Origin of the sequence: Sphingomonas sp. BK580 (assembly GCF_014194975.1) — a bacterium.
Classification (GTDB): Bacteria; Pseudomonadota; Alphaproteobacteria; order Sphingomonadales; family Sphingomonadaceae; genus Sphingomonas.
Genome location: NZ_JACIAY010000006.1, coordinates 187,368 through 200,789 on the forward strand (window position 1 = coordinate 187,368; position 13,422 = coordinate 200,789).

Genomic DNA, 13,422 nt, shown 5'->3' on the forward strand with positions numbered 1-13,422 from the left:
TTCGTCATCCCCGCGGGGGCGGGGATCCTGACACGCAGGTTCCGCTGAGAGGCGCGACGTCAGCGTGCACGGATCCCCGCCTTCGCGGGGATGACGGTTGGGAGCAAGATGCAGGATCACGCTCCGGTAGCACGGCCAGCGTAGAGCGGTGCTCCCTCGTAGCAAGGGTCCGGCGCTGAAGCCGAGCACTCGTCGCCGGGAACGTTCCCAATACCCATTGTTCTCGCGACGTGTGCCTGCGATACCTCTCGGCAAACAACGCCACGGGAGGGAAACAGCGTGCGACCGATCTTGATGGGGCTCGCCGTCGCGGCGATGTCCGCTCCCGCCGCCGCGCAGGCGCCCGCCACGCCCGAGCAGCTGGCGCAGGCTCGCATGGCCGTCGGCGACGCCGTCGCCCGCCCGCAGAGCCTCGTCCTCGCCGACGTGCCGCGCCCCACCGGCGAGGCACGCGCGCTGCTGAACGGGCGCGACCTCGCCGGCTGGCACCCTTGGCTGGGCTATCCCGACCCCTCGGTGACCTATCGCGACCAGCCCGGCGCGACGCCGATCGGCACGACGCGCGACACCGCGGGAGACTTCGCGGTCCGACCGATCGACGGCCGCCCCGCGCTGTGGGTCAAGGGCGAGACCTGGGGCGCGCTCGTCCACGACGCAGACCTGCGCGACTACCACCTGCGGCTACAGTATCGCTGGGGCGCCAAGCGCTGGGCGCCGCGGCTCGGCCAGCCGCCCAACAACGGGCTGCTCTATCACACCCATGGCGCGCCGGGCGCGGTGTTCGGCACGTGGCAGCCGTCTGTCGAGTTCGAGATCATGCAGGGCTCGACCGGCATGGCGGTGGCGGTGGGGCGCGACGTGCGCCTGCGCACCACCGCCGCGCTCGACCCGACGCTCGTCTCGCCGCCGGTGCGTTACCGCCAGGGCGGGCGGCCGGTCGAGATCGTCAACGGCACGCTGATCTGGAACGTCGAGAACGCGCGCGACGCGGAGAAGCCGGCGGGGCAGTGGAACACGCTCGACCTCTACGTGCTCGGCGACCGCGCCGTGCACGTCGTCAACGGCGTGCCGGTCATGGTCGTGGAGGGTCTGGCGACGGTCGACGCCGCGGGCAAGCGCACCCCGCTGACGCACGGGAGCGTCCAGCTCCAGTCGGAGGGTGCGGAAACCTGGTTCCGCGACATCACGGTCGAGCCGATCGACCGTTTGCCGCGGGTGGTGGCGAAGGAGTGAGGCCGATCACTCCTCCCCGGCACGGGGAGGGGGACCGCCGCGCGTAGTGCGGCGGTGGAGGGGGCTCTCCGCAGATCGCGGCGTCCGCGGGTTTGCTTAACCAAGTGCAGCGAGTGAGGAAGCCCCCCTCCACCACCGGCCTGAGGCCGGCGTGAGGGCTTTGGCGCGCCCCCGGCACGCCAAGATCGTGTCCGGGGGACACGATCTCGCCCGCACGCCCCCCTCCCCGCGGAGCGGGGAGGATCGTCGCCCGCAAGTCGCGCTGTCCTAACGGCCCGCAGCTGTGCCACATGGGCGTCATGCCCGTCCCCGAGCCCGACCGCCCCGCGCGACCCGCCCGCCGCCGACTCCACGTTCACACCCCGCGCGACACGCGCCAGCGACTCAACATTCGCAACATTCGCGGGCTAAGCGCATGACACAGAGCGACGTCCTGATCGTCGGCTCGGGCGCGGCCGGGCTCACCGCGGCGCTCAACCTGGCCGACCGCTTCGCCGTCACCGTGCTCGCCAAGGGCGCGCTCAACGAGGGCAGCACCGCCTGGGCGCAGGGCGGGATCGCCGCGGTGCTCGAGCCCGGCGACACGTTCGAGCACCACGTCGAGGACACGATGGTCGCGGGCGCGGGGCTCAACGATCGCGCGATCGTCGAGTTCGTGGTCGAGCGCGCGCCTGCCGCGATCGCGCGGTTGCGCGCGCTGGGCGTGCCGTTTGCAGAGGAAGGAGGCGCGCTCCACCTCACGCGCGAGGGCGGCCACTCGCACCGCCGCATCGTCCACGTCGCCGACGCGACCGGTTGGGCGGTGCAGGAGGCACTCCAGCGCGCCGCAGAGGCGCATCCCAACATCACGCTGGTCCCCGACCAGGTCGCGATCGACCTCGCCACCAGCCGCCACGAGGAGCGCTACTCGGGCGCGGGCAACGTCTGGGGCGTCTACGCGATCGACCGGCGCACCGGCGCGGTCGAGGTGCATACCGCGCGCGCGACGATCCTGGCGACTGGCGGGGCGGGGCGGACCTATCTCTTCTCCACCGCGCCGCGCGGTGCCACCGGGGACGGGATCGCGATGGCGTGGCGCGCCGGCGCGCGCGTCGCCAACATGGAATTCATGCAGTTCCACCCGACCTGCCTGTACCATCTCGAGGTCAAGAACTTCCTGATCACCGAGGCGGTGCGCGGCGAGGGCGGGCACCTGATCAACCCCACCACGGGGCGGCGCTTCATGCCGTGGTACGACGACCGGCTCGAGCTCGCCCCGCGCGACGTGGTGGCGCGCGCGATCGACGCCGAGATCAAGCGCTACGGGCTCGACTTCGTCCACCTCGACATCAGCCACATGCCCGCCGAGTTCGTGCGCGCGCATTTCCCCAACATTCACGAGAAGCTCCTCGGGCTCGGCATCGACATGACGGCCCAGCCGATCCCGGTGGTGCCGGCGCAGCATTACACCTGCGGCGGGATCGTGGTGGACCGCGACGGCCGCACCGATCTGCCCGGCCTCTACGCCGCGGGCGAGTGCACCCAGTCGGGGTTGCACGGCGCCAACCGGCTCGCCTCCAACTCGCTGCTCGAATGTTTCGTCTTCGGCGAGGCGGCGGCGCAGCATATCGCGCGGCATTGGGACTCGCTGCCGCCGCCCCCCGCCGTGCGCGCGTGGGACGAGAGCCGCGTCACCGACTCCGACGAGGAGGTGGTGATCAAGCAGAACTGGACCGAGATCCGCCGGTTCATGTGGAACTACGTGGGGATCGTGCGCACCACCAAGCGGCTCGAGCGCGCACAGCACCGGATCGACCTGCTGCGCAGCGAGGTGGAGGACTATTACGGCCACTTCCGCGTCACCCCCGACCTGATCGAGCTGCGCAACCTGCTCCAGGTGGCCGAGCTGATCGTCCGCTCGGCGCTTCACCGGCACGAGAGCCGCGGGCTTCACTATACGCTCGACTGGCCCGAGACACTCGATGCACCCGCCGACACCGTGCTGGTCCCGCGCGCCTGAGCCGTGGAGCCGCTCCGCCGCACCGCCCGCTCCACCGTTCGTCGCGCCGCGGCCAAGGATCGTCGCAGCGGCGAGTCGCAGCACTTTGTGTCCGCGTCATTTTTGTCCACAGACGCGAGTCAAGCGGGGTTGGTGGCGGCGGATATGGGTACTCGGACTTTCGGACGCCGCGCCGCGATCGTCGGCTGGACGCTGCTGATCGCGGGCTGCGGCGCTGGTGCGGGCTCGGCCTTGATCCCCGCGGCACCGCCCAGGCCCTTGGTGTCGATACCGGTGCCGCTCGCCGCGGTGCCGCCGCCCCCGCCGCCGCGCCGTTCGGCCGCGCCGCGCGCGCTCCAGGCCCGCGTCGAGCAGCTCATCCGGAACTTCCCGGGCAAGGCGGGCGCGGCGATCGTCGCGGTGGACGAGGACTGGGTGGTGCAGCAGGGCGGCGATCTCAGCCTGCCGCAGCAGAGCGTCAGCAAGACCTGGGTGGCGATGACGGTGCTGTCGCAGCGCGACGCTGGGAGGCTCACGCTCGACGACCCGGTGCTGGTCACGCGCGACGATCTCACGCTGTTCCACCAGCCGATCGCGGGTCTCGTCGGCGCCAACGGTTATCGCACCACCGTCGGCGGGCTGCTGACGCGTGCGCTGACGCAGAGCGACAACACCGCGAACGACCGGCTGCTGACGGTGGTCGGCGGCCCGGCGGCGGTGCGGCGCTTCATCGCCCAGCACCAGCTCGGCGCGATCAAGTTCGGTCCGGGCGAGCGGCTGCTGCAGAGCGGTACCGCAGGACTGACCTGGAACCAGTCGATGGCGATGGGGCGCGGCTTCGAGGCGGCGCGCGCCCGGCTCGACCCGGCGGCGCGCCGCGCGGCGCTGCAGCGCTACATCGACAACCCGCCCGACGGCGCCGCGCCGGTGGCGATCGCGGGCGCGCTGGCGCGGCTGGCGCGCGGCGAGCTCCTCAGCGAGACGTCGACGCGCATCCTGCTCGACACGATGGCGGCCTCGCGCACCGGCCACGCGCGGCTGCGTGCCGCCACGCCGCCGGGCTGGAAGGTGGCGCACAAGACGGGGACGGGACAGGATTTCGGCGCGCGCAACGCGGGCTTCAACGACGTCGGCCTGCTCACCGCGCCGGACGGGCGACGCTACGCCATCGCGGTGATGATCGGCGACACCACCGCGCCGATGCGGCTGCGCCAGCAGCTGATCCAGAACGTCTGCGCGGCGCTCACCGGCGCGCAGCCGCGCGCGACGGGGGGCGACGAGGACGGGACGTGAGGGGGCTGGTGCAGTGTCTAGCGGGCGATCGATCCTCCCCCGAAGGGGGAGGTGGCAGCGCGCAGCGCTGACGGAGGGGTATCGCCAGAGGTGAGTCCGGCGACACTCACCAGCCGGGTCACTCCTCCGTCAGGCCTGCGGCCTGCCAACTCCCCTCACGGGGGGAGGATCACGCCGACCACAACCCCGGTTTCCCACACGGCCAATCCGGTTTAGGGCAGCGCGATGCCGCACCTCTATCTCGTCGACGGATCGGGCTACATTTTCCGCGCCTATCACCGGCTGCCGCCGCTGACCAACAAGCACGGCGAGCCCGTCGGTGCGGTCTACGGCTACACCACCATGTTGTGGAAGCTCGCCGACGAGCTGCACAAGGCCGACGGGCCGACGCACATGGCGGTGATCCTCGACAAGAGCTCGTCCACCTTCCGCAACGAGCTGTACGACCAGTACAAAGCTCACCGCCCGGCGCCGCCCGAGGACCTCGTCCCGCAGTTCCCGATGATCCGCGACGCCACCCGCGCCTTCTCGCTGCCGTGCATCGAGGAACAGGGCTGGGAGGCGGACGACCTGATCGCCAGCTACACCAAGGCCGCGCTGGCGCAGGGCTGGCAGGTGACCATCGTCAGCTCCGACAAGGACCTCATGCAGCTGATGACCGATCCCTCGGTCGACATGCTCGACACGATGAACAACCGCCGGCTCGGCCCGGAAGCGGTGGTGGAGAAGTTCGGCGTCGGCCCCGACAAGCTCGGCGACGTGCTCGCGCTGATGGGCGACAGCGTCGACAACGTCCCCGGCGTCCCCGGTGTCGGTCCCAAGACCGCGGCCAAGCTGATCGTCGAGCACGGCGACGTCGAGGCGGTGCTCGCCGCCGCGCCCGAGATGAAGAAGGGCAAGCTGCGCGACAATCTGATCGAGCACGCCGAGGCGGCGCGGATGAGCCGCAAGCTGGTCGAGCTCGCCTGCGACGTGCCGCTGCCCGACACACTCGACTCGCTCGCGCTGCCCGCGGAAGGGATACCGCAGGCGCCGCTGCGCGCGTTCCTCGAGCATCACGGGTTCCGCTCGCTGCTCACTCGATTGGGCGAAGTCGCCGAGGCGACCCAGCCGGAGACCGTCGGCGCCCCCGCCGAGGACGACGAACCCGCCTGCGACCACGACGGGTACGAGACCGTCGTCGACGAGGCCGCGCTCGACCGCTGGATCGAGGTCGCGCGCCACCAGGGCTGGGTCGCGATCGACACCGAGACCACCGCCAAGGACCCGATGCTGGCCGAGCTGGTCGGGGTCAGCCTCGCGCTCGCGCCCAACCTCGCCTGCTATGTCCCGCTCGGCCACGGCGGGAGCGACATGTTCGCGGAGAAGCCGACGCAGCTCGACCGCGACCTCGCGCTGGCCAAGCTCAAGCCGCTGCTCGAGGACGAGAGCGTGCTCAAGATCGGGCACAATCTGAAGTATGACCTGATCGTGCTGGGACGGCTCGGTCTCGACGTCGCCCCCTATGACGACACGATCGTGATGAGCTTCGACCTCGACGCCGGGCGCCACGGCCACGGCATGGACGAGCTCGCCGCGACGCACCTCTCGCACAGCTGCATCGCCTACAAGGACGTGGTCGGCACGGGGAAGAAGGCGCTCGGATTCCACGAGGTCGATCTCAAGGCGGCGACGCGCTACGCCGCCGAGGACGCCGACGTCACGCTGCGGCTGTGGCGCCGTTTCAAGCCGCGGCTGCCGGTCGAGGGCTCGACCCGCGTCTACGAGATGGTCGACCGCCCGCTGGTGGCGGTGATCGCGCGGATGGAGCGCCACGGCATCAAGGTCGACCGCGAGCGTCTCGCGCAGCTGTCCGACGAGTTCTCGCAGCAGATCGCCGGTCTGGAGACGCAGGTCCACGCGCTCGCGGGCGGCGCCTTCACGATCGGCAGCCCCAAGCAGCTCGGCGACGTGCTGTTCGAGCGGATGGGGCTGAAGGGCGGGCGCAAGGGCAAGAGCGGCGTCTATTCCACCGACGTCACCGAGCTGGAACGGCTGGCCGCCGACAAGGACTCGCCCGGCGCCGAGATCGCCGCGCGCGTGCTCGACTGGCGCCAGCTCACCAAGCTGAAGAACACCTATACCGACTCGCTGCAGGAGCAGATCCATCCCGCCACCGGCCGCGTCCACACCAGCTACTCGCTGACCGGGGCGCAGACCGGGCGGCTGTCCTCGACCGACCCCAACCTCCAGAACATCCCGATCCGCACCGAGACCGGGCGCCAGATTCGCGACGCCTTCGTCGCCGACGCGGGCAACGTGATCCTCGCCGCCGATTACTCGCAGATCGAGCTGCGCCTCGCCGCGCACATGGCCGACGTGCCGCAGCTCAAGGAAGCGTTCGCGCGCGGCGACGACATCCACAGCCTCACCGCGCAGGAGCTGTTCGGTGAGGTGACGCGCGACACGCGCGCCTCCGCCAAGACGATCAACTTCGCGATCCTCTACGGCATCTCGCGCTGGGGGCTGGCCGGGCGGCTCGACATCTCCGCCGACGAGGCGCAGGCGATGATCGATCGCTATTTCGAGCGCTTCCCCGGCATCAACCGCTACATCGCCGAGACGCTGACGCAGGTGCGCGAGCGCGGTTACACCACGACCCTGTTCGGGCGGAAGACGCACTTCCCGCGCATCCGCAGCAAGGTGCAGCACGAGCGCCAGGGCGCCGAGCGCGCCGCGATCAACGCGCCGATCCAGGGCACCAGCGCCGACATCATCAAGCGCGCGATGGCGCGGATGGAGCCGGCGCTGGCGGAGGCCGGGCTGGGCCATGTCCGCATGCTGCTGCAGGTGCACGACGAGCTGGTGTTCGAGCTGCCCGAGGGTGACGTCGCCGCGGCGCGCCCGGTGATCGAGCGCGTGATGGCCTCCGCGGCCGAGCCGGCGGTGACGCTCGACGTCCCGCTGGGCGTGGAGATCGGGGTCGGCGCGAGCTGGGGGGCGGCGCATTGAGTAGGGACGCGCATTCCTCCCCGGCACGGGGAGGGGCACCAGCCGCAGGCTGGTGGAGGGGGGGCGCCGCGAGCGGGTCGCCTCGCCGGGGGCAAGCCCCCCTCCACCACAAGCTTCGCGAGCGGTCCCCCTCCCCGTGCCCGGGAGGAGTGCAAGGCGTCGTGTTCCCGCGCACGCGGGAGCCCAGGGACGCTACCGCCCGCCGCCGTGGCGCGGGGCTCCTGCCTGCGCAGGAGCACGAGGCGATCAGCGCCCGCAACCGTCCTCGCGCCGCATGACCGCGATCGACCAGCCCGACGACATTGCCGCGCTCGCCAAGGGCGGGCGCACCAACGTCGCGGGATTCATCCTCAAGCTCGGCGCGCGCATCCCCTTCCTGTTCATCGCGGGCCATCTCTACGGCGCGGCGCTGGTGGGGCGGTTCGCGATCGCGGTCGTCGTGGTCGAGCTCGCCGCGCTGGTGGCGACGCTCGGGCTCAAGCGCGGGCTGGCGCAGGCGCTGTCGTCGGCGGAGCGGCCGCACAACCATGTCGTGTTCGACGCGCTCGCGCTCGCGCTGGTCGCCAGCCTGATCGCCAGCGCGGTGCTGTTCGCCTTCCCGCAGGCGATGTACCCCAACTCGGCGATCGGCGGGCTCGACCGCTTCTTCCCGCTGATCATCCTCGCCCCCGCGCTGAGCGACGTCAGCCTCGCCGCGCTGGCCTATCGCCACGACGTCAAGGCCAGCGTCACCGCGCGCGCGATCGTCGAGCCGTGGACGCTGTCGATCTTCGCCTTCCTCTTCTCCTTCTTCACGCTCAAGGACGGGCTGGTACTCGCCTATGTCGCGTCGATGGTGGCGGCGCTGACCGCGAGCATCGTGCCGCTGCTGCGCAGCTACGGCGTGCCGAGCGGCTGGTCGCCGCACCTCAGCGTGCTGTGGCAGATGGCGCGCGCCAACACGCCGCTCGCCGGGGCCGACGCGCTCGAATGGGGCAGCCGCAACGTCGACCGGCTCATCCTGGGGACGCTGTTCGCCCCCAACGTCGTCGGCATCTACTACATGGCGCAGCAGGTCGCCTCGCTGCCGCAGCGGCTCAAGACGAGCTTCGACCCGATCCTCGGCCCGGTGGTGACTCGGAGCATCGCGCGCGGCGACCTCGGCGCGATCGCGCGCCAGGTCCGCCAGGTGGCGTTCTGGATCATCGCCGCGCAGCTCGCGCTGGCGCTCACCGCCTCGATCCCGCGCAAGGCGGTGATGGCGACGATCGGCCCGCAGTTCACCAGCGGCGCCGCCGCGATGGTGTTCCTGCTCTTCGCCGAGGTGGCCGCCTCCACGGGCGCGGTCGCGGAATCGGCGCTCGTGTACCTGGCGCGGCATCGCAACCTGCTGATCTCCGCGACGATGCTGGTGCTCCAGATCGCTTTGTCCTTCGCCTTCATCCTGCTGATCCGCGACGCCGGCTACGGCATCACCGAACAGGCCGCGGGCGCGCCGGTGGCGCTGCTGCTGGTGCTGCTGCTCACCTCCTTCGTGAAGGCGGGCGTGCTCGGTCGACTGCTCGGCGCGCCGGTGTCGCCGATGCGCTGGCCGCTGCTGTGGGCGGCGCTGGCGGGGGGCGCGGTCGGCGGCGCGTTCACGCTGCTGCCGCCGGGGTGGCGTTGGGTGCAGGTGTCGGTCGGCGTGCCGGCGACGATGGCGGCCTATCTCTTCGTGATCTGGCGCTACGCCTTCGGCCCCGAAGACCGGGCGCTGTTCAACAAGATGCCGACCGCCGAGGAGGCGACCCTGCCCAACGAGGGCAGCTTCATCCGCTGACCGGCCACCGTGGCCGGGCTATTCCACGAGCGCCCAGTGGAGCTCGCCCTGGCCGAGCGCGCGCCCGTCGTGGCTCAGCACCGCCACGGGGCGGATCGGGCGACCGTCGCGCACGTCGACCAGCACCGGCGAGGCGGGGCAGCCGGTCTCCCAGCGCTCGCCCCATTGCCGCAGCGCCACCATCGTCGGCAGCAGCGCCCAGCCCTTATCGGTCAGGCGGTAGACCACCTTGCGCCGGTCCTCGGGCACCGCGCCGCGCTCCATGATCCCGTGCGCGACGAAGCGCGCGAGTCGGTTGGCCAGGATGTTGCGCGCGATGCCCAGCTCCTGCTGGAACTCCTCGAAATGCTGCAGCCCGTTGAAGGCGGCGCGCAGGATCAGGAAGGCCCAGCGCTCGCCCATCGCCTCCAGCGCGGCGGGCAGGCTGCATTCGGTCAGGTTCTCGCGCAAACGCCGCTGTTCCACACGCCACTCCGTCGTTCCGACGCTAACCCGGCGGCCGCCCCGGCGATAGCCGCCCCGCTCGCGAAGCAACACGCCGACACGTTTTTTTCGGCATCGTTGTTGCATTGTCACCGTGGATGTAAGCACATTGGATAGGTGCTGAGGCAATATGAACTGATCGATCGCGTGCTCGCCTATGATCCCGAGGCGGACGAGGCGATGTTGAACCGGGCTTATGTCTTCTCGGTCAACGCACATGGCACGCAGAAGCGTGCCAGCGGCGATCCCTATTTCAGCCACCCGATCGAGGTCGCCGGCATCCTCACCGAGCTCAGGCTCGACGACGAGACGATCGCCACCGCGATCCTCCACGACACGGTCGAGGACACGGTCGCCACGCCCGAGGAGATCGAGCGGATCTTCGGCGGCAACGTCGCGCGGCTGGTCGACGGCGTCACCAAGCTGAGCAAGATCGAGGCGCAGACCGAGAACGAGCGCGCCGCCGAGAACCTGCGCAAGTTCCTCCTGGCGATGTCGGGCGACATCCGCGTGCTGCTGGTGAAGCTGGCCGACCGGCTGCACAACATGCGCACGCTTCACTTCATCCCGAAGCCGGAGAAGCGCCGCCGCATCGCCAAGGAGACGATGGACATCTACGCCCCGCTCGCGGAGCGGATCGGCATGTACGAGTTCATGAAGGAGATGCAGACGCTCGCCTTCGAACAGCTCGAGCCCGAGGCGTATCAGTCGATCACCAAGCGGCTCGAGCAGCTCAAGGAGGGCTCGGGCGGCGACCGCATCGCCAAGATCGGCTCGGGGCTGAAGCTGCTGCTCGGCCGTGCCGGGGTCGAGGCGCAGGTCTCGGGGCGCGAGAAGCATCCCTATTCGATCTGGCGCAAGATGCAGGAGCGTCACATCAGCTTCGAGCAGCTCTCCGACATCATGGCGTTCCGCGCGATCGTGCCGACCGAGGAGGATTGTTACCGCGCGCTCGGCATCATCCATCGCCGCTGGCCGATGGTGCCGGGGCGGTTCAAGGACTATATTTCAACCCCGAAGCGCAACGGCTATCGCTCACTCCACACCAGCGTGATCCACGCCGAGAACCGCCGCATCGAGATCCAGCTGCGCACCCCCGCGATGCACGCGGAGGCCGAGTTCGGGCTGGCGGCCCACTGGGCGTACAAACAGTCGGTCGGCGCCGCCGCGGCGCTGCGCCCCGACTCGCAGCAGGACTGGATCAAGGATCTGGTCGAGATCCTCGACACCGCGGCGACGCCCGAGGAGCTGCTCGAGCACACCCGGATCGCGATGTACCAGGATCGCATCTTCGCCTTCACCCCGAAGGGCGAGCTGATCCAGCTGCCCAAGGGCGCGACGCCGATCGACTTCGCCTATGCGGTCCACACCGATCTCGGCGACCAGGCGGTGGGCGCCAAGATCAATGGCCGCGTGGTGCCGCTGTCGACCGTGATCGAGAACGGCGACCAGGTGCAGGTGCTGCGCTCCAAGGCGCAGACGCCGCAGCCCGCCTGGCTCAAGGTGGCGATCACCGCCAAGGCGCTGGCCGCGATCCGCCGCCACCTGCGCAACACCGAGCGCGAGCAGACGATCGCCTTGGGGCGCAAGCTGTACGACGACATCGTCCAGCGTCTCCCCGCTGCGCTCGCCGATAGCGCACGCGACGAGGCGCTCAAGCGGCTCAAGCTGCCCGACGAGGCCGCGCTGCTCCAGGCGATCGCGCGGCGCCACCTGTCGGACGCGCAGGTGATGGAGGCGCTGATGCCCGGCTCGGCCGGGGCCGATGTCGCGCAGGCGCCGCCGCAGTCGAGCGCGATCTCGATCGAGGGACTGGCGCCCGGTGTCGCCTACGAGCTGGCGGAATGCTGCCACCCGGTCCCGGGCGACCGCATCATCGGGCTGCGCCGTCCGGACGCCTCGATCGAGGTGCATGCGATCGACTGCGGCGTGCTCGCCGACCTGGCCGAGCGCTCCGAGGACGAAACCGACTGGATCGACGTGCAATGGGGCGATGCCACGGAGGGAGCGACCGCGCGCATCTCGGTCGAGGTCCGCAACGAACCCGGCGCGCTCGGCATGCTCGCCACGATCATCGGCCAGCACAAGGCCAACATCATCAACCTGCGGCTCGACAACCGCGACACGCGCTTCCACACCAACACGATCGACGTCGAGGTGCATGACGCGCACCAGCTGATGCGACTGCTCGCCGCGCTGCGCGCCGCCGAGGCGGTCAACGCCGCCGAGCGCGTGTGAGGGGACGACGATGATACCGCGCGCGCGCCATTCCCCACTTCCGTCATCCTGGGTCCGTTGACGGATACACCGCGTCGCCGCTCGGAGGGTCGGTGGTTGCCCCCGGCGTAGCCCGCGACCGGGAGAGGCTTTCCGCCGAACACCCGACATCCCGGCGCTGAGCCGGGATCCATGTCTCTCCCGCGCCGCGGCCGACGTGCGCGCGGCACGATGGATCCCGGCTCGCCCGGAACCGGACCGGTCGCGGTGGGAGCTGTGGTGAGCGCCTGACCGACGATCACTCGTTGCGCACGCCAGCGCCGCACCGGCCATCTCCCCAGATCGGTTCAGCACGCCGCGCACACGCTGCAACCGCGCGCCCGCTGTGGCATTGGTGCGACGGGAGGATCAGCCATGTACCGACAGCTCATCGCCGCCGCCGCGTTGACCGCCGCGCTGACCACGGCGCTGCCCGCCGCCGCGCAGTCGATCTCGCCGCAGGACCGCGCCGCTGGCGCGCAGGCCGATCCGCAGCTCGTCAAGGAGTTCGGCGGCCGTTACGGCGGCCCGCAGGTCGCGCTGGTCGAGCGCGTCGGCAAGCGCGTCGCGGTGCAGTCGGGCCTGTCCAACGCGCAGGGCGACTTCACCATCACGCTGCTCGATTCGCCGGTAGAGAACGCTTTCGCGATCCCGGGCGGCTACGTCTACGTGACCCGCCAGCTGCTCGCCTTGATGAACTCGGAGGCCGAGCTCGCCTCGGTGCTGGGGCACGAGGTGGGACACGTCGCGGCGCGGCACAGCGCCTCGCGCAACCGCACCGCCGCGATCGGCAGCGTGCTCGCCGGCGTGGTGGGCGCGGTCGCGGGCAACGGCGCGGCGGGGCAGCTCGCCGGCACCGTCGCGCGGGGCGGCGCGCAGCTCTACACGCTGCGCTACGGCCGCGAGCAGGAATATGCCGCCGACGCGCTGGGCGTACGCTACATCACCGCGGCGGGTTATGACCCCTATGCCGCCGCGGACATGCTCGCCTCGCTCGACGCCGAGACCGGGCTCCAGTCGGCGGTGGCGGGGCGCAGCGGGCAGCAGCTGCCGAGCTGGGCTTCGACCCATCCCAACGGCGCCGACCGCGTGCGCCGCGCCGCGCAGCTGGCGCAGCAGACCGGCAGGCCGATGCTGGACCCGCCGCCGGAAGACACCCGGTTCCTCCGCGCGCTCGACGGGCTGGCCTATGACGCCAAGGGCTCCGGGAAGCGCGTCCGCGTCCGCACCGTCAAGGCCGGGGACACGGTCGACACCTTCGCGCGGCAGATGGCCTATGACACGCTCCAGCGCGAGCGCTTCCTGACGCTCAACGCGCTCGACGACGATGTCCGACTCACGCCGGGGCGCTTGGTAAAGGTCGTGACGAAGGAGTGACGGTAAGCTATGG

The 13,422-nt window shown here is 70.8% G+C and carries 8 protein-coding genes; 7 read left to right on the forward strand and 1 reads right to left on the reverse strand.

Annotation, left to right across the window (positions count from 1 at the left end; genetic code table 11):
• The first annotated feature begins 279 nt into the window (after nt 1–279).
• The 5 genes from FHY05_RS12830 to FHY05_RS12850 all read left to right on the forward strand — a co-directional run bounded on the left by FHY05_RS12830 (nt 280) and on the right by FHY05_RS12850 (nt 9,293).
• The gene (locus tag FHY05_RS12830; protein ID WP_311732474.1) at nt 280–1,233 is read left to right on the forward strand and encodes a DUF1080 domain-containing protein; all 954 of its coding nucleotides are present in this window, start codon (nt 280–282) and stop codon (nt 1,231–1,233) included.
• Between the two features lie 415 nt (nt 1,234–1,648).
• The gene (gene nadB, locus FHY05_RS12835) at nt 1,649–3,232 is read left to right on the forward strand and encodes an L-aspartate oxidase (RefSeq protein WP_183944805.1); all 1,584 of its coding nucleotides are present in this window, start codon (nt 1,649–1,651) and stop codon (nt 3,230–3,232) included.
• A 144-nt stretch (nt 3,233–3,376) separates the two neighbouring features.
• Entirely contained in the window at nt 3,377–4,504 is a 1,128-nt protein-coding gene (locus FHY05_RS12840) for a serine hydrolase (RefSeq protein ID WP_183944806.1), read from the forward strand.
• Between the two features lie 225 nt (nt 4,505–4,729).
• Complete coding sequence (gene polA, locus FHY05_RS12845) at nt 4,730–7,495, forward strand: DNA polymerase I (RefSeq protein ID WP_183944808.1); 2,766 nt, start codon at nt 4,730–4,732, stop codon at nt 7,493–7,495.
• A gap of 274 nt (nt 7,496–7,769) precedes the next feature.
• Nucleotides 7,770–9,293 (forward strand): lipopolysaccharide biosynthesis protein, encoded by a 1,524-nt coding sequence (locus tag FHY05_RS12850; RefSeq protein ID WP_183944810.1) that lies wholly within the window; start codon nt 7,770–7,772, stop codon nt 9,291–9,293.
• Between the two features lie 18 nt (nt 9,294–9,311).
• On the opposite strand, the gene FHY05_RS12855 is transcribed toward FHY05_RS12850, so the two are convergent.
• Nucleotides 9,312–9,695: a helix-turn-helix domain-containing protein gene (locus FHY05_RS12855; protein ID WP_260181543.1), complete on the reverse strand. Its 384-nt coding sequence runs from the start codon at nt 9,693–9,695 to the stop codon at nt 9,312–9,314.
• Between the two features lie 198 nt (nt 9,696–9,893).
• Here FHY05_RS12855 and FHY05_RS12860 point away from each other — a divergent pair, with 198 nt between their 5' ends.
• Together FHY05_RS12860 and FHY05_RS12865 are read left to right on the forward strand one after the other, a co-directional pair.
• Complete coding sequence (locus tag FHY05_RS12860; protein ID WP_183944813.1) at nt 9,894–12,014, forward strand: bifunctional (p)ppGpp synthetase/guanosine-3',5'-bis(diphosphate) 3'-pyrophosphohydrolase; 2,121 nt, start codon at nt 9,894–9,896, stop codon at nt 12,012–12,014.
• 393 nt (nt 12,015–12,407) lie between these two features.
• Nucleotides 12,408–13,409, forward strand: coding sequence for a M48 family metalloprotease (locus FHY05_RS12865; RefSeq protein ID WP_183944815.1), 1,002 nt, complete (start codon nt 12,408–12,410; stop codon nt 13,407–13,409).
• Nucleotides 13,410–13,422: the final 13 nt, after the last annotated feature.